The organism is Flavobacterium tiangeerense, from assembly GCF_007830355.1.
GTDB lineage: Bacteria > Bacteroidota > Bacteroidia > Flavobacteriales > Flavobacteriaceae > Flavobacterium > Flavobacterium tiangeerense.
Genome location: NZ_VLKO01000001.1, coordinates 277,878 through 294,075, shown reverse-complemented (window position 1 = coordinate 294,075; position 16,198 = coordinate 277,878). Strand labels below are relative to the sequence as shown.

Annotated in this window: 12 protein-coding genes and 1 tRNA gene; 11 read left to right on the top strand and 2 right to left on the bottom strand. The window is 34.6% G+C overall.

The genetic code is table 11. The annotated features are described in order from the left end of the window. Positions 1–13: 13 nt before the first annotated feature. From IQ05_RS01325 to IQ05_RS01275, 11 genes are all read left to right on the top strand, one after another. Positions 14–84, top strand: a tRNA-Trp gene (locus IQ05_RS01325). Positions 85–101: 17 nt separating this feature from the next. Then, positions 102–299 (top strand): preprotein translocase subunit SecE, encoded by a 198-nt coding sequence (gene secE / locus IQ05_RS01320; RefSeq protein ID WP_086455318.1) that lies wholly within the window; start codon positions 102–104, stop codon positions 297–299. Between the two features lie 10 nt (positions 300–309). After that, entirely contained in the window at positions 310–861 is a 552-nt protein-coding gene (gene nusG / locus IQ05_RS01315; RefSeq protein ID WP_086455317.1) for a transcription termination/antitermination protein NusG, read from the top strand. A 67-nt stretch (positions 862–928) separates the two neighbouring features. Further along, complete coding sequence (gene rplK, locus IQ05_RS01310) at positions 929–1,366, top strand: 50S ribosomal protein L11 (protein WP_007807442.1); 438 nt, start codon at positions 929–931, stop codon at positions 1,364–1,366. Between the two features lie 13 nt (positions 1,367–1,379). Next, positions 1,380–2,069, top strand: coding sequence for a 50S ribosomal protein L1 (gene rplA, locus IQ05_RS01305; protein ID WP_039111376.1), 690 nt, complete (start codon positions 1,380–1,382; stop codon positions 2,067–2,069). A gap of 22 nt (positions 2,070–2,091) precedes the next feature. After that, positions 2,092–2,604, top strand: a complete 513-nt coding sequence (gene rplJ / locus IQ05_RS01300) for a 50S ribosomal protein L10 (RefSeq protein ID WP_086455316.1) — start codon at positions 2,092–2,094, stop codon at positions 2,602–2,604. 86 nt (positions 2,605–2,690) lie between these two features. After that, on the top strand, positions 2,691–3,059 hold the full coding sequence (rplL, locus tag IQ05_RS01295) for a 50S ribosomal protein L7/L12 (protein WP_114754963.1): 369 nt from the start codon (positions 2,691–2,693) through the stop codon (positions 3,057–3,059). Positions 3,060–3,333: 274 nt separating this feature from the next. Next, a complete protein-coding gene (gene rpoB, locus IQ05_RS01290) occupies positions 3,334–7,146 on the top strand; it encodes a DNA-directed RNA polymerase subunit beta (RefSeq protein ID WP_144889109.1) in 3,813 nt (1,270 codons plus the stop codon). Positions 7,147–7,447: 301 nt separating this feature from the next. Next, positions 7,448–11,761, top strand: a complete 4,314-nt coding sequence (gene rpoC / locus IQ05_RS01285) for a DNA-directed RNA polymerase subunit beta' (protein WP_144889108.1) — start codon at positions 7,448–7,450, stop codon at positions 11,759–11,761. A gap of 9 nt (positions 11,762–11,770) precedes the next feature. Then, positions 11,771–12,082: a DUF3467 domain-containing protein gene (locus IQ05_RS01280; RefSeq protein ID WP_144889107.1), complete on the top strand. Its 312-nt coding sequence runs from the start codon at positions 11,771–11,773 to the stop codon at positions 12,080–12,082. 265 nt (positions 12,083–12,347) lie between these two features. Further along, positions 12,348–12,701: a hypothetical protein gene (locus tag IQ05_RS01275; protein ID WP_144889106.1), complete on the top strand. Its 354-nt coding sequence runs from the start codon at positions 12,348–12,350 to the stop codon at positions 12,699–12,701. 70 nt (positions 12,702–12,771) lie between these two features. On the opposite strand, the gene IQ05_RS01270 is transcribed toward IQ05_RS01275, so the two are convergent. After that, positions 12,772–14,361 carry a peptide chain release factor 3 gene (locus tag IQ05_RS01270; protein ID WP_144889105.1) on the bottom strand — a complete coding sequence of 530 codons (1,590 nt, stop codon included), beginning with the start codon at positions 14,359–14,361 and terminating at the stop codon, positions 12,772–12,774. A 139-nt stretch (positions 14,362–14,500) separates the two neighbouring features. After that, positions 14,501–15,943 (bottom strand): alpha-amylase, encoded by a 1,443-nt coding sequence (locus IQ05_RS01265; RefSeq protein WP_144889104.1) that lies wholly within the window; start codon positions 15,941–15,943, stop codon positions 14,501–14,503. Positions 15,944–16,198 lie beyond the last annotated feature (255 nt).

Here is a 16,198-nt window from a genome sequence, read left to right as displayed (position 1 = left end):
TGTTTTTTATTCTACGGGCGTAGTTCAAGGGTAGAATAGCGGTCTCCAAAACCGTTGATGGGGGTTCGAATCCCTCCGCCCGTGCAAAAAAATATATCACAATGACAAAAGTTGTAAATTACATATCAGAAGCATTTGAAGAGTTGAAATCAAATGTAACTTGGCCAGAATGGTCTGAGGTACAGCGTCTCACGATTGTTGTGGCTGTATTTTCTGTATTGTTTGCCTTGGGAACATGGGGAGTTGATGAAATTTTCGCAAAAGCTTTAGCTGGATTTTTTAACTGGATAAAAGCTTAATTTATTTGTTATGGCAGATGTGAATGTAAAAAAATGGTATGTCGTTAGAGCGGTAAGTGGCCAAGAGAATAAAGTTAAAGCTTATATTGAGACTGAAATTGCAAGATTAGAAATGACTGATTATGTTTCTCAAGTTCTAGTTCCTACTGAAAAAGTAGTAACTGTTAAAGAGGGAAAAAAATTAGTTAAAGATAAAGTTTACTTTCCTGGCTATGTCATGATAGAAGCGAATCTTGTTGGAGAAATACCTCATATTATAAAATCAATTACTAGCGTTATTGGTTTTTTAGGTGAGATTAAAGGTGGAGAGCCTGTTCCTTTAAGAATGTCTGAGGTTAACAGAATGTTAGGTAAGGTTGATGAACTTGCTGTAAATACTGATACTAGATCTATTCCTTTTAATGTTGGAGAGACAATTAAAGTAATTGATGGTCCATTTAATGGATTTAATGGTTCAGTTGAAAAAATAAATGAAGAAAAGCGTAAACTAGAAGTAATGGTTAAAATTTTCGGTAGAAAAACACCATTAGAACTTAGTTTTATGCAAGTTGAAAAAGTATAATTTTTGTTACATCTATAATATCCACTGTAATCGCTTCCAATGATTATGGTGTTAAATTTTTTAAAAAATGGCTAAAGAAATTAGTAAGGTAGTTAAACTACAAGTTAAGGGAGGTGCTGCGAATCCGTCGCCACCGGTTGGACCTGCTTTAGGAGCTGCTGGGGTTAATATCATGGAGTTCTGTAAGCAATTTAATGCTAGAACACAAGATAAACCTGGCAAAATATGCCCAGTACAAATTACTGTGTATAAAGACAAATCATTTGATTTTGTTGTAAAAACTCCTCCAGCTGCCGTTCAATTATTGGAGGCTGCAAAGCTAAAGTCTGGATCAGGTGAACCAAATCGTAAAAAAGTAGCTAGTGTTACTTGGGATGTTATCAAAGCGATAGCTGAAGATAAAATGGTAGATCTAAATGCATTCACAATCGAATCTGCAATGAGCATGATCGCTGGAACTGCTAGATCTATGGGTATAACTGTATCAGGAGATGCTCCTTTTTAATTAAGAGAAAGAAATGGCAAAATTAACAAAAAAGCAAAAAGAGGCTGCTTCTAAAATTGAGAAGAATAAACTATACTCTTTGAAAGATGCTGCTGCATTAATCAAAGTTATAGCTTCTGCAAAATTTGATGAGTCTGTTGATATCGCAGTTCGTTTGGGTGTAGATCCAAGAAAAGCGAATCAAATGGTAAGAGGTGTTGTTACATTACCTCACGGTACTGGTAAAGATGTAAAAGTATTAGCATTAGTTACTCCAGATAAAGAAGCTGAGGCTTTGGCAGCTGGTGCTGATTATGTAGGTCTTGATGACTATTTACAAAAAATCAAAGATGGTTGGACAGATGTTGATGTAATTATCACGATGCCAGCTGTTATGGGTAAATTAGGTCCTTTAGGTCGTATATTAGGACCAAGAGGTTTAATGCCAAACCCTAAAACAGGTACAGTAACTATGGATGTTGCTAAAGCTGTTCAAGAGGTTAAAGCTGGTAAAATTGACTTTAAAGTTGATAAAACTGGAATTGTTCATGCTGGAATTGGTAAAGTTTCTTTTGGAGCTGAGCAAATCTATGACAATGCACACGAAATTATTCAAACATTAATTAAACTTAAGCCAACTGCTGCTAAAGGTACATACATTAAAGGTATACACCTTACAAGCACAATGAGTCCTGCTATTGCATTGGATCCTAAAGCAGTATAATTGGTAGTTAATAACTTTTAGTATGACTAGAGAAGAAAAATCAATCGCGATTGAAAATTTAACTGCACAGTTAGCTGGTACAAATATTATATATGTATCTGATATTTCAGGACTTAATGCAGAAACTACTTCAAGTTTAAGAAGAGCTTGTTTTAAAGCAGGTATAAAATTAGAGGTTGTAAAAAACACGTTGCTTGCAAAAGCAATGGAAGCTTCTGATAATGATTATGGTGATTTACCTTCAGTATTGAGTGGTAATAGCGCTATCTTTATTTCAGATGTGGCTAATGCTCCTGGAAAAATCATTAAAGATTTTAGAAAAAAATCAGCTAAGCCTATTTTAAAAGGTGCTTACATTAACTCTGAAATTTATTTAGGTGATGACCAATTAGATGCATTAGCAACTATCAAATCTAAAGAAGAGCTTATTGGTGAAATCATTGGATTATTACAATCACCTGCACAGAGAGTTATTTCTGCTTTACAAAACCAATTCGCTGGTAGCGAAGAGGTTTCTGAGGAAGTTGAAGCTTAATAATTTTAGATTTTATCTAATATTATTCGAATTACGCGCACAATAAATAAATTATATTTTACAAATCATTTTAAAACGATAAAAAAATGGCAGATTTGAAACAATTCGCAGAACAATTAGTTAACCTTACAGTTAAAGAAGTTAACGAATTAGCAACAATATTAAAAGATGAGTACGGAATCGAACCAGCTGCTGCAGCTGTAGTAGTTTCAGGTGGTGGTGAAGCTGCTGCTGAAGAAGTTCAAACTGAATTTACAGTTGTATTGAAAGAGGCTGGTGCTTCTAAATTAGCAGTTGTAAAATTAGTTAAAGAACTTACAGGTTTAGGTTTGAAAGAAGCTAAAGATGTAGTTGATAGCGCTCCAAGTAACGTTAAAGAAGGTGTAACTAAAGAAGAGGCTGAAGGTCTTAAAAAATCTTTAGAAGAAGCTGGAGCTGTTGTTGAGCTTAAATAATTAAACTCCGTTTAATGAATACGGTTTAGGTCATGGGTTTAATCACCTTTTGACCTAAACCATTTTTTCGTATAATTAAAATCTAGTGTTTTTTAGATACTTATTTTATTTATCGAAATATATTTTACCCATTACGATGAAAAAAAATTAATAGATAATAAGAAAGTAGTTATCCTTAATTAGTTTTTAAAGATGTAATGACTGTAAAATAAGCATACAAATAGCTTGTTATTTGTATAATAAAATTACTTTTTAATCAAAATTTTGTTCATTGATGCTAACAAATCAGACTGAAAGATTGAATTTTGCCTCAACTAAAAACATTCCTGACTATCCAGATTTTCTAGATGTTCAGGTTAAATCGTTTAAAGATTTTTTTCAATTAGAAACTAAATCAGACGAAAGAGGTGACGAAGGGCTTTACAATACCTTCATGGAGAATTTTCCAATTACTGATACGAGAAATAATTTCGTATTAGAATTCCTTGATTACTTTGTAGACCCACCACGTTATACAATTCAAGAATGTATAGAAAGAGGGCTTACTTATAGTGTACCTTTAAAAGCAAGGTTAAAACTATATTGTACTGACCCAGAACACGAAGATTTTGAAACGATTGTTCAAGATGTTTATCTAGGAACAATTCCTTACATGACACCAAGTGGTACTTTTGTGATCAATGGTGCTGAGCGTGTAGTTGTATCTCAATTACATCGTTCGCCTGGAGTTTTCTTTGGTCAATCATTCCATGCAAATGGTACAAAATTGTATTCTGCGAGAGTAATTCCGTTTAAAGGTTCTTGGATTGAATTTTCTACAGATATCAATAGTGTAATGTATGCGTATATTGATAGAAAGAAAAAACTTCCTGTAACAACTTTATTCAGAGCTATTGGTTTTGAAAGAGATAAGGATATTCTTGAAATTTTTGATCTTGCTGAAGAAATTAAGGTTTCGAAAACAGGTCTTAAAAAATATATCGGTAGAAAATTAGCGGCGCGTGTATTGAATACATGGCATGAGGATTTTGTTGATGAAGATACTGGTGAGGTAGTTTCTATCGAACGTAACGAAATAATCCTTGATAGAGATACAATTATCGATAAAGATAATGTAGAGGAAATCATAGATTCTAACGTTAAATCTATTTTGTTGCACAAAGAAGATGCAAATCAAGGTGATTATGCTATCATTCATAATACGTTACAAAAAGATCCAACAAACTCTGAAAAAGAGGCTGTTGAACATATCTATAGACAATTACGTAACGCTGAACCGCCTGATGAGGAAACTGCTCGTGGTATCATTGATAAATTATTTTTCTCTGATCAACGTTATAACTTAGGTGAAGTAGGTCGTTATAGAATTAATAAAAAATTAGGTTTAGATACCCCAATGGAAAAGCAAGTCTTGACCAAAGAGGATATCATCACTATTGTTAAATATTTGATTGAATTAATCAACTCAAAAGCTGAGATTGATGATATTGATCACTTATCTAATCGTCGTGTAAGAACAGTTGGTGAGCAATTGTCTCAACAATTTGGTGTTGGTTTGGCTCGTATGGCTAGAACCATTCGTGAGAGAATGAACGTTAGAGATAACGAGGTGTTTACACCAATAGATTTGATTAATGCTAAAACATTATCATCTGTGATCAACTCTTTCTTTGGAACAAACCAGTTGTCTCAGTTTATGGATCAAACAAATCCACTTGCCGAGATTACGCACAAGAGAAGATTATCTGCACTAGGACCAGGTGGACTTTCTAGAGAGAGAGCTGGTTTTGAGGTACGTGACGTTCACTATACGCATTACGGACGTTTATGTCCAATTGAAACTCCAGAGGGACCAAACATTGGTTTGATTTCATCTCTTGGTGTTTATGCTAAAGTAAACGGAATGGGTTTCATTGAAACACCTTACCGTAAAGTAACTAACGGAGTTGTAGATTTAGAGTCTACTCCAGTTTACTTAAGTGCTGAAGAAGAAGAAGGTATGTTGATTGCACAAGCTAACATTCAAATGGATGCTGCTGGTAAAATTACTGCTGAGGATGTTATTGCTCGTCAAGAAGGTGATTTCCCAGTAATTGAGCCTTCAAAAGTTGATTATACTGACGTTGCGCCGAACCAGATTGCATCTATTTCTGCATCTTTGATTCCTTTCTTGGAACATGATGATGCGAACAGAGCCTTGATGGGATCTAACATGATGCGTCAGGCGGTTCCTTTGATTCGTCCTGAAGCTCCAATTGTAGGTACAGGTTTAGAGCGTCAAGTTGCTTCTGATTCTAGAGTATTGATAAATGCTGAAGGTGATGGAGTTATTGAGTACGTTGATGCTAATATAATCACTATCAAATACGATCGTTCTGAGGAAGAAAGAATGGTTAGTTTTGAACCAGATGAAAAAACATATAATCTAATTAAATTTAGAAAAACCAACCAAGGTACAAGTATCAACCTTAAACCTATCGTAAGAAAAGGGGATAGAGTTGTTGCTGGTCAAGTACTATCGGAAGGTTACGCAACTCAAAATGGAGAGTTAGCTCTTGGACGTAACTTGAAAGTGGCGTTTATGCCTTGGAAAGGGTACAACTTTGAGGATGCGATTGTAATTTCTGAAAAAGTAGTTCGTGACGATATTTTTACTTCTATCCACGTTGATGATTATTCATTAGAGGTTAGAGATACTAAATTAGGTAATGAAGAGTTAACGAATGATATACCAAACGTTTCTGAAGAAGCTACAAAAGACTTGGATGAAAACGGTATGATTAGAATTGGAGCCGAGGTGAAGCCTGGTGACATTCTTATTGGAAAAATTACTCCAAAAGGAGAATCAGATCCTACGCCGGAAGAGAAATTGCTTCGTGCAATCTTCGGGGACAAAGCAGGTGATGTAAAAGATGCTTCTTTAAAAGCGTCTCCTTCTTTACATGGTGTTGTTTTAGACAAGAAATTGTTCGCAAGAGCAGTGAAAGATAAACGTAAACGTACACAAGACAAGGATGCTTTAGGAGCACTTGAAATGGAGTTTGAAGTGAAATTTGTTGAATTAAAAGACAAATTAGTTGAAAAACTTTTCTTGATAGTTAACGGGAAAACATCTCAAGGTGTAATGAATGATTTGGGTGAGGAAGTTTTACCAAAAGGTAAAAAATATACTCAAAAAATGCTTTATGCTGTTGAAGATTTTGCCCACTTAAGTAAAGGTCAATGGGTAGCTGATGATGCTACTAATACTATGGTTAATGATTTAATTCATAACTATAAAATTAAATTGAACGATTTACAAGGTGCATTACGTAGAGAGAAATTCACGATTACTGTTGGAGATGAATTGCCAGCAGGAATTTTGAAATTAGCTAAAGTCTACATCGCTAAAAAACGTAAGTTAAAAGTGGGTGATAAAATGGCAGGACGTCACGGTAACAAAGGTATCGTTGCACGTATCGTTCGTCATGAAGATATGCCTTTCCTTGAAGATGGAACACCAGTAGATATTGTATTGAATCCACTTGGGGTACCTTCTCGTATGAACATTGGTCAAATTTATGAAACTGTTCTTGGTTGGGCTGGAATGAACTTGGGTAGAAAATTTGCTACTCCAATTTTTGACGGTGCTTCACTTGATCAAATAAATGCTTTGACTGATGAGGCAGGTGTACCACGTTTTGGACATACTCATTTATATGATGGAGGAACTGGAGAGCGTTTCCACCAAGCAGCAACTGTTGGAGTAATCTATATGTTGAAATTGGGTCACATGGTTGATGACAAGATGCACGCACGTTCTATCGGACCGTACTCTTTAATCACTCAACAACCACTTGGAGGTAAAGCACAATTTGGAGGTCAGCGTTTTGGAGAGATGGAGGTTTGGGCACTTGAGGCATATGGAGCTTCTAGCACACTACGTGAAATCTTGACTGTTAAATCTGATGATGTTATTGGTAGAGCTAAAACTTACGAAGCAATCGTTAAGGGTGAGTCTATGCCAGAACCAGGATTACCAGAATCATTCAATGTATTAATGCATGAATTGAAAGGTCTTGGACTTGATATTCGTTTAGAGGAATAAATAAATTTTGTCAACTGTAGAGATGCGATTAATCGCATCTCTACTTTGGCATTTATATAAGTTTTTAGGATTTAGACCCGTAACCCGTTCCGATTTTTTATGAAATTTCAAATAATTTTATAACTAGCACTTCAAAATAAAAAGGTTTGAAGTTTAGAGAAGTAACCCGAGGTAGTGTTTAAGTCAAAAGTTTGAAAGTCAAAAGTAAAAAGTCAGTCGTGACTTTAAAACTTTATGACATTTGACTTTAGACTAAAATCAAATCAATTTTTTAATTGCAAATAAATCAATAGTAAAAACTATGATGAATAATAGAAATAATAACAATAAAGATAAAAACCCTGTAAAAAGGTTTAATAAAATCTCAATCGGTCTTGCATCTCCTGAATCTATCTTAAAAGAATCAAGAGGGGAAGTTTTAAAACCGGAAACAATTAACTACAGAACGCACAAACCAGAGCGTGACGGATTATTTTGCGAAAGAATTTTCGGTCCTGTTAAGGATTTTGAATGTGCTTGTGGTAAATATAAAAGAATACGTTACAAAGGGATTATCTGTGACCGTTGTGGTGTTGAAGTAACTGAGAAAAAAGTACGTAGAGATAGAGTAGGTCACATCAATCTTGTGGTGCCAATTGCTCACATCTGGTATTTCCGTTCTTTACCAAACAAAATCGGTTATATCCTTGGTCTTCCATCTAAGAAATTAGACATGATTATTTACTACGAAAGATACGTAGTAATCCAAGCGGGTATTGCTAAAAATCCTGATGGTGAATCATTGCAAAGATTAGATTTCTTGACAGAAGAAGAGTATTTGAATATTTTAGATACACTTCCTGCTGACAATCAATATTTAGATGATTTTGATCCAAATAAATTTGTTGCCAAAATGGGAGCAGAGTGTATTATGGATTTGTTAGCAAGAATTGATCTTGATGCATTGTCTTTCCAATTAAGACACAGCGCTAACAATGAAACATCTAAACAACGTAAAACAGAAGCTTTAAAAAGATTACAAGTTGTGGAGTCTTTCCGTGAGTCTAACTTAAACCGCGAAAATCGTCCTGAGTGGATGATTATGAAAGTGGTACCAGTTATCCCACCAGAATTACGTCCGCTTGTGCCACTTGATGGAGGTCGTTTTGCAACTTCAGATTTAAATGATTTATACCGTCGTGTAATTATACGTAACAACCGTTTGAAAAGATTAATGGAGATTAAAGCTCCAGAAGTTATCTTGAGAAACGAAAAACGTATGTTACAAGAATCTGTAGATTCATTATTTGACAACACGCGTAAAGCATCTGCTGTTAAAACAGAATCAAACAGACCTTTAAAATCACTTTCTGACTCGTTAAAAGGTAAGCAAGGTCGTTTCCGTCAAAACTTACTTGGAAAACGTGTGGATTATTCTGCTCGTTCGGTAATTGTTGTTGGACCTGAATTAAAACTATCTGAGTGTGGTATCCCAAAAGATATGGCAGCTGAATTGTACAAGCCTTTTGTGATTCGTAAATTAATCGAAAGAGGAATTGTTAAAACAGTTAAATCTGCTAAGAAAATAATAGATAAGAAAGAGCCTGTAGTTTGGGATATCCTTGAAAATGTAATCAAAGGTCACCCAATCTTACTAAACCGTGCTCCTACTTTGCACAGACTAGGTATTCAAGCATTCCAACCAAAATTAATTGAAGGAAAAGCAATCCAATTGCACCCTTTAGTTTGTACGGCATTTAATGCGGATTTTGATGGGGATCAAATGGCGGTACACTTACCATTAGGACCAGAAGCTATATTAGAGGCTCAGTTATTAATGTTAGGTTCGCACAATATCTTGAACCCTGCAAATGGTGCTCCAATTACGGTACCATCTCAGGATATGGTCTTGGGTCTTTATTATATGACCAAAGAACGTTTGTCAACTCCTGAAATGAAAATTTTAGGTGAAGGAATTACTTTCTATTCTGCAGAAGAGGTGAACATCGCTTTGAATGAAGGAAGAGTAGAGTTGAATGCTCGTGTTAAAATTAGAGCAAAAGATTTTAACGAAGCAGGTGAATTAGTATACAAAGTGATTCAAACTACTGCTGGACGTGTATTGTTTAACGAAGTTGTTCCTGAAGCCGCTGGTTATATCAATGACGTATTGACTAAGAAAAACTTAAGAGACATTATTGGTCACGTACTTAGCTGTACAGATGTTCCAACAACTGCTGCTTTCTTGGATAACATGAAAGATATGGGGTATAAATTCGCCTTCAAAGGTGGTTTATCATTCTCATTAGGAGATATTAGAATTCCAGATCAAAAGCCTCAGTTAATTGCTGATGCAAGAGAACAAGTTCAAGGTATTTCTGCAAATTATAACATGGGTCTTATTACCAATAACGAACGTTACAACCAAGTTATTGATGTATGGACATCAGCAAATGCTCAATTAACAGAGCTAGCAATGAAAAACATTAGAGAAGATCAACAAGGATTCAACTCGGTGTACATGATGCTTGACTCTGGAGCAAGGGGATCTAAAGAACAAATTCGTCAGTTAACTGGTATGCGTGGTTTGATGGCTAAGCCTAAAAAATCTACTGCTGGTGGTGGTGAAATTATTGAAAACCCGATTCTTTCGAACTTTAAAGAAGGTCTTTCTATCCTTGAGTACTTTATCTCTACTCACGGTGCTCGTAAAGGTCTTGCGGATACGGCTTTGAAAACTGCCGATGCTGGATACTTGACTCGTAGATTACATGATGTTTCTCAAGACGTTATTGTTAACATCGAAGATTGTGGTACTTTGAGAGGTGTTGAAGTTTCAGCATTGAAAAAGAACGAAGAAATTGTAGAATCATTAGGAGAAAGAATCTTAGGACGTGTAGTTTTACAAGATTTGATTAATCCATTGACTAACGAAGTATTGGTTCATTCTGGTGAGCAAATTACCGAAGCTATTATGAAAGCTATTGATGCTTCTCCTATTGAGAAAGTTGAAGTGCGTTCTCCACTAACTTGTGAAGCTTTAAAAGGTATTTGTGCTAAGTGTTACGGTCGTAACCTTGCAACTGGAAAAATGACACAAAGAGGTGAGGCAGTTGGTGTAATTGCAGCACAATCTATTGGGGAACCAGGAACACAGTTAACATTACGTACTTTCCACGTTGGAGGGGTTGCGGGTGGTATATCTGAAGAATCAAGCATTATTACTAAATTTGCTGGTAAGCTTGAAATTGAAGATTTAAAAACTGTTAAAGGTGAGGATAGCGAAGGAAACTCAGTTGATATCGTTGTTTCTCGTTCTACAGAGTTAAAATTAATTGACGAAACAACTGGTATTTTATTAAGTACTAATAATATTCCTTACGGTTCTAGTATTTTTGTTGCAGATGGTCAATCTGTTGCTAAAGGAGATGTGATTTGTAAATGGGATCCATATAACGGAGTTATTGTTTCTGAGTTTACTGGTAAAATTGCTTACGAAGATTTAGAGCAAGGACAATCGTTCATGGTTGAAATCGATGAGCAAACTGGTTTCCAAGAAAAAGTAATTTCTGAATCTAGAGCTAAAAAATTAATCCCAACTTTATTAGTTTACGGTAAAGATGGAGAATTGATTCGTTCTTACAACTTACCAGTTGGTGCCCACTTGATGGTTGAAAACGGTGAGAAAATTAAAGCAGGTAAAGTATTGGTGAAAATCCCACGTCGTTCTTCTAAATCAGGAGATATTACAGGAGGTTTACCAAGAATTACAGAGCTTTTAGAAGCTCGTAATCCATCTAATCCAGCTGTAGTTTCTGAAATTGATGGTGTTGTTTCTTTTGGAAAAATCAAAAGAGGTAACCGTGAGATTGTTATCGAATCTAAATTTGGTGATGTTCGTAAATACTTAGTTAAATTATCAAGCCAAATTTTGGTTCAAGAAAATGACTTCGTAAGAGCAGGTGTGCCATTGTCTGACGGAGCAATTACTCCAGATGATATTTTAAGAATACAAGGTCCAGCTGCTGTTCAACAGTATTTGGTTAATGAAATTCAAGAAGTATACCGTTTACAAGGGGTAAAAATCAACGACAAGCACTTTGAAGTAGTAATACGTCAAATGATGCGTAAAGTAAGAGTACAAGATCCAGGTGATACTTTATTCTTAGAAGATCAATTGATTCACACTAAAGATTTTATTGTTCAAAATGATAAGCTTTACGGAATGAAGGTTGTTGAGGATGCTGGTGATTCAAGCGTTTTAAAAGAAGGTCAGATCATTACTCCTCGTGAGTTGCGTGACGAAAACTCTTTATTGAAACGTACGGATAAAAATCTTGTTGTTGCCCGTGATGTTGTAACTGCTACAGCAACTCCAGTATTACAAGGTATTACCAGAGCTTCGCTTCAAACGAAATCATTTATCTCTGCTGCATCGTTCCAAGAAACTACTAAAGTATTAAATGAAGCTGCTGTTGCAGGTAAAATTGATTACTTAGAAGGATTGAAAGAAAATGTAATCGTAGGACACAGAATTCCTGCAGGAACAGGTATGAGAGAATATGATGCTACAATTGTAGGGTCAAAAGATGATTACAATGATATGATGGCTAACAAAGAGGAGTACATTTATTAATACAAGGATATGAGCAATTCAAACCAACAACAAGATCAAATTAATATAGAATTAGATGAAGTAACTGCAGAAGGAATTTATTCTAACTTAGCAATTATCAATCACTCTTCTTCAGAATTTGTTTTAGATTTTGTTAGTATAATGCCTGGAATTCCTAAGGCTAAAGTGAAATCAAGAATTGTCTTGACACCACAGCATGCTAAACGATTATTAAAGGCTATTGGAGAAAATATCCATAGATTTGAAATTGCCCATGGCGAAATTAAAGACACGGAACAGTTGCCCATACCGCTCAACTTTGGCCCAGCCGGTCAAGCATAAATTTCAAAAGCTCCAGTATATTTACTGGAGCTTTTTTTTTAGGTTATAACTGGGTAAATTGTTTTGGATTTTAATTTGTTAAATCGATATTACTAAACAGAAATCTATGTGTTTAAATCGTTATTATTACATGCTTTAATATTAAATTTTGTGCTTTAATCGACTATTATGGTGCTTTGTCGAAAATTTTTTTTACGACTAAACAAATGGTATACTTTTGTTTCGGATTTGGATGTCAACTCCCCGAAAAAAAATATTATTATTTATGAAATATTTCTCGTCTTTAGTTTGCAATGAATTAACACTTAAAGGTTGCCTTTTTTTCTTTTTTATATTGTGTTCTAATGTAACTTTTTCGCAATCTTCACAAACCATTGTAGAAAATAATCCTATTGAAATAGTATCAGTTAAAAATGAAAATATAACTAAAACGAGTACAACAAATAATGTGAATTTTGTGCTTTGGTTTATGGGTTCTAAACAAGATACTAAATCAAATACTTCTATCGAAGAAACAAATACAAAAAAACAAGTTATTACATCAGGTACTGCTCCTAATAGAATTTTAATTAAAACTTTCTTGAAAAAAGCAATTAACTCAGAAGTTATGGTTGCTTAAAAATATAAAAAACAAAAAAAACGCTAATTGAAAGATTAGCGTTTTTTTTTGGTATTTATTTAGATCGGAACTATTCAAATTCAGAAGTAAAAAATAATTTCACATTAGGATATTTGTTTTGTGTCATCTGTATAGTAAAATCGGAGTCTGCAAGAAATACTAATTGACCGTATTTATCATGAGCTAGAAATTTTTGTTTAATTCTTCTGAACTCTTTAAATTCTTCACTTTTTGGGTCATTTGGTTTTACCCAACAAGCTTTATGAACAGGGAAATTTTCATACGTACATTTTGCTCCATATTCATGCTCCAAACGGTATTGAATTACCTCATATTGTAATGCACCCACTGTTCCAATGATTTTTCGGTTGTTCATTTCTAGGGTAAACAATTGCGCTACTCCTTCATCCATTAACTGATCAATTCCTTTGTCTAGCTGTTTTGCTTTCATAGGATCAGCGTTATTGATGTATCTAAAATGTTCTGGTGAAAAACTTGGGATTCCTTTAAAACTCATTAATTCCCCTTCGGTAAGTGTATCACCAATTTTAAAATTTCCTGTATCATGAAGGCCTACAATATCTCCAGGGTAAGATATATCTACAATTTCTTTTTTTTCAGCAAAAAAGGCGTTAGGACTAGAGAATTTTAAATTTTTCTTTTGGCGAACGTGATAATACGGTTTGTTTCTTTCAAAAGTACCCGACACGATTTTAATAAACGCTAGACGGTCTCGATGTTTTGGATCCATATTGGCATGGATTTTAAATACAAAACCAGACATTTTTTGTTCTTCTGGATCCACTAGCCTTGTTTCGGAGTCTTTAGGTCTTGGCGAAGGTGCAATTTCTACAAAGCAATCTAGTAGTTCTCTAACACCAAAATTATTCAAGGCTGAACCAAAGAAAACGGGTTGTAGTTTTCCGTCTAAATAATCTTGTCTGTCAAATTTTGGATACACTTCGTCAATTAACTCTAATTCTTCTCTAAGTTTATCGGCTGGTTTTTGACCAATTATTTTTTCAAGCTCTGGACTTTGTACATCTGAGAAAGCAATTGTTTCTTCGATGTTTTTACGACTATCACCACTGAATAAATTGATATTTTGTTCCCAAAGATTATAAATTCCTTGAAAGTCATATCCCATCCCGATAGGGAAACTCAATGGTGTTACGGTAAGTCCAAGTTTTTGTTCAACTTCATCCATTAAGTCGAATGCATCTTTTCCTTCTCTATCTAATTTATTGATAAATACAATAATTGGAATTTTACGCATTCTACAAACTGCTACTAATTTTTCAGTTTGTTCTTCTACACCTTTAGCCACGTCAATTACCACAATTACACTATCAACTGCTGTTAAAGTTCTAAAAGTGTCTTCGGCAAAATCCTTGTGTCCAGGTGTATCAAGTATGTTTATTTTCTTGTCTTGGTAATTAAATGCAAGTACAGAGGTAGATACAGAAATTCCTCTTTGGCGTTCAATTTCCATAAAGTCACTCGTAGCACCTTTCTTTATTTTATTATTTTTTACGGCACCTGCTTCTTGAATTGCTCCTCCAAAAAGAAGTAATTTCTCAGTCAATGTCGTTTTTCCAGCATCAGGATGTGAGATAATCCCGAAAGTTCTTCTGCGTTGTATTTCTTCTAAAAAGCCCATATGTATATCAATAGTTTGCAAAAGTACTATTTATATACGCTATTTGAAAATTTGATCTGTTTAAAAGGTATATTCGTATTGTGTAAACGATTCCAAATAAAAGAGGCTGCCTAAAAAAGGCAGCCTCAAAGAAAAACTATTACATATTGATGGACCAAACAGAATATCCATTAGGAGGACATTGTATTTTTACCCATTTGTCAGCTTGTGTTATCGGGTACCAGCCAGAGTTGCCGGTGAAATCTTTTATTTGTGCATTAGACCAGTTGGTTTGTATCCAACGCTCTTGCCAGGTTGAAGAGTTGTTGATGTAAACTACTAATCCTGGATTGCCATTGTAGCCGTTTCTTCTTGCTACGTATTCATCGTTATCTGTGTATAAAATAGAAGTGTTACCGGTTGCTTTGTTGTTGTGAATCCAAATTAGATTATTCAATTTGGTTTTATTTAGCCACTCTTCATAATCACGGTAAAAAATTGTTGGATATCCTTCATGTGTTAATATGTACGCGTATGCTAATTCTTTTTTCCAAATTTCATCAGTGTCATGATTCGCAACAAATGTAACCGCTTTGTATGGATTTCTTTTCCACATCATATCATCATTCAAAACGTTTAGATTATTGCCATCAAAAGCATCATTCATTTTATAATAGCAAGCAAAGTCAAACACAGAGCTATTTGCGTTATTTGCCCAGTCATTGAGTATATTTACATTAGAATCCCATAGTTCACCTACAGAAAATCCGCCAACATTAGCATTCCAATCTTTAACTACCCAAGCACCAAAACCTTTTACGTAATCAAATCTCCAGCCGTCAAATTTCATGGTGTTTTTATAAAATTTACCCACGCCATCTGTTCTTTTCCAGAGCCAGTCTTGAACATTTGGAGTAACGTGAGCTAGGTCAGGAAATCCTCCAAAAAAACCTTCATCATTATTTCCGTAGGCATTTTTATAAAAATCAGCACTAGTTCGTTTAAACTTACCAGAGGCAACACCTGTAAAATTAGTATATGTTTGTGTTCCTGTAAATGGATTGCTCTCTAGTTGCCCGCCACTATTGTGATTTAGAACCATATCTGCATACACTTGCATGTTTTCGGCATGAACCTTTGTTATTAAACTTTCTAGTTCGGTTTTAGAACCAAAACGCGTTTCAACAGTTCCGTTTTGATTAAAATTACCAAAATCAAAATAATCAGTTGGATCATATCCCATAGAAAACGCTCCGTTTTGAGCTTTTGATACAGGTGGCAACCAAATTGAACCAATACCTACATTTGACCAAGCTGTTATTTTTGAATTGACTACATCCCACCACGTTCCACCTGCGGGGACATCCCAGTAGAAGGCTTGCATCATGACACCTCCACCAGGATTTGCAACATATCTTCCGGTAGAAATATTTGTCTGTTTTCCTGTGCTAAACGGACGTCCATCATGTTTAGTGACTTGAATAATTTTAAACTGAGATACTTCTTCTATGGCATCTTTTTGCAGTTCGTCTGATGTAGAACAAGCATTTAAACTTAATAAAAGTGACGCGATGGCACAGGTTTTTAATACATTTTTTTTCATAATCATTTAGGTTAATTGGTTATTGTTGATGTTAGATTTTGGGATGAATTCATATTGTTAGCATTAATTCTGAAGATTAAAATATATTTTAATAATTGTATTTTTATTATGTATTTCTAGAATATAAAGCCAATAAATAATGGTATTTTTATTTTATTATGTTTTTATCTTTTAAATTGATAACGGAAGCTAATTTAATTATTAAAAGATTTGAAGGTGATTTGCTTATTTTTATTTTGTAACGAAAACGATGTA

Coding starts and splice junctions, on each gene's coding strand:
- secE (WP_086455318.1), top strand. CDS start 102: ATGACAAAAGTTGTAAATTACATATCAGAAGCATTTGAAGAGTTGAAA.
- nusG (WP_086455317.1), top strand. CDS start 310: ATGGCAGATGTGAATGTAAAAAAATGGTATGTCGTTAGAGCGGTAAGT.
- rplK (WP_007807442.1), top strand. CDS start 929: ATGGCTAAAGAAATTAGTAAGGTAGTTAAACTACAAGTTAAGGGAGGT.
- rplA (WP_039111376.1), top strand. CDS start 1,380: ATGGCAAAATTAACAAAAAAGCAAAAAGAGGCTGCTTCTAAAATTGAG.
- rplJ (WP_086455316.1), top strand. CDS start 2,092: ATGACTAGAGAAGAAAAATCAATCGCGATTGAAAATTTAACTGCACAG.
- rplL (WP_114754963.1), top strand. CDS start 2,691: ATGGCAGATTTGAAACAATTCGCAGAACAATTAGTTAACCTTACAGTT.
- rpoB (WP_144889109.1), top strand. CDS start 3,334: ATGCTAACAAATCAGACTGAAAGATTGAATTTTGCCTCAACTAAAAAC.
- rpoC (WP_144889108.1), top strand. CDS start 7,448: ATGATGAATAATAGAAATAATAACAATAAAGATAAAAACCCTGTAAAA.
- IQ05_RS01280 (WP_144889107.1), top strand. CDS start 11,771: ATGAGCAATTCAAACCAACAACAAGATCAAATTAATATAGAATTAGAT.
- IQ05_RS01275 (WP_144889106.1), top strand. CDS start 12,348: ATGAAATATTTCTCGTCTTTAGTTTGCAATGAATTAACACTTAAAGGT.
- IQ05_RS01270 (WP_144889105.1), bottom strand. CDS start 14,361: ATGGGCTTTTTAGAAGAAATACAACGCAGAAGAACTTTCGGGATTATC.
- IQ05_RS01265 (WP_144889104.1), bottom strand. CDS start 15,943: ATGAAAAAAAATGTATTAAAAACCTGTGCCATCGCGTCACTTTTATTA.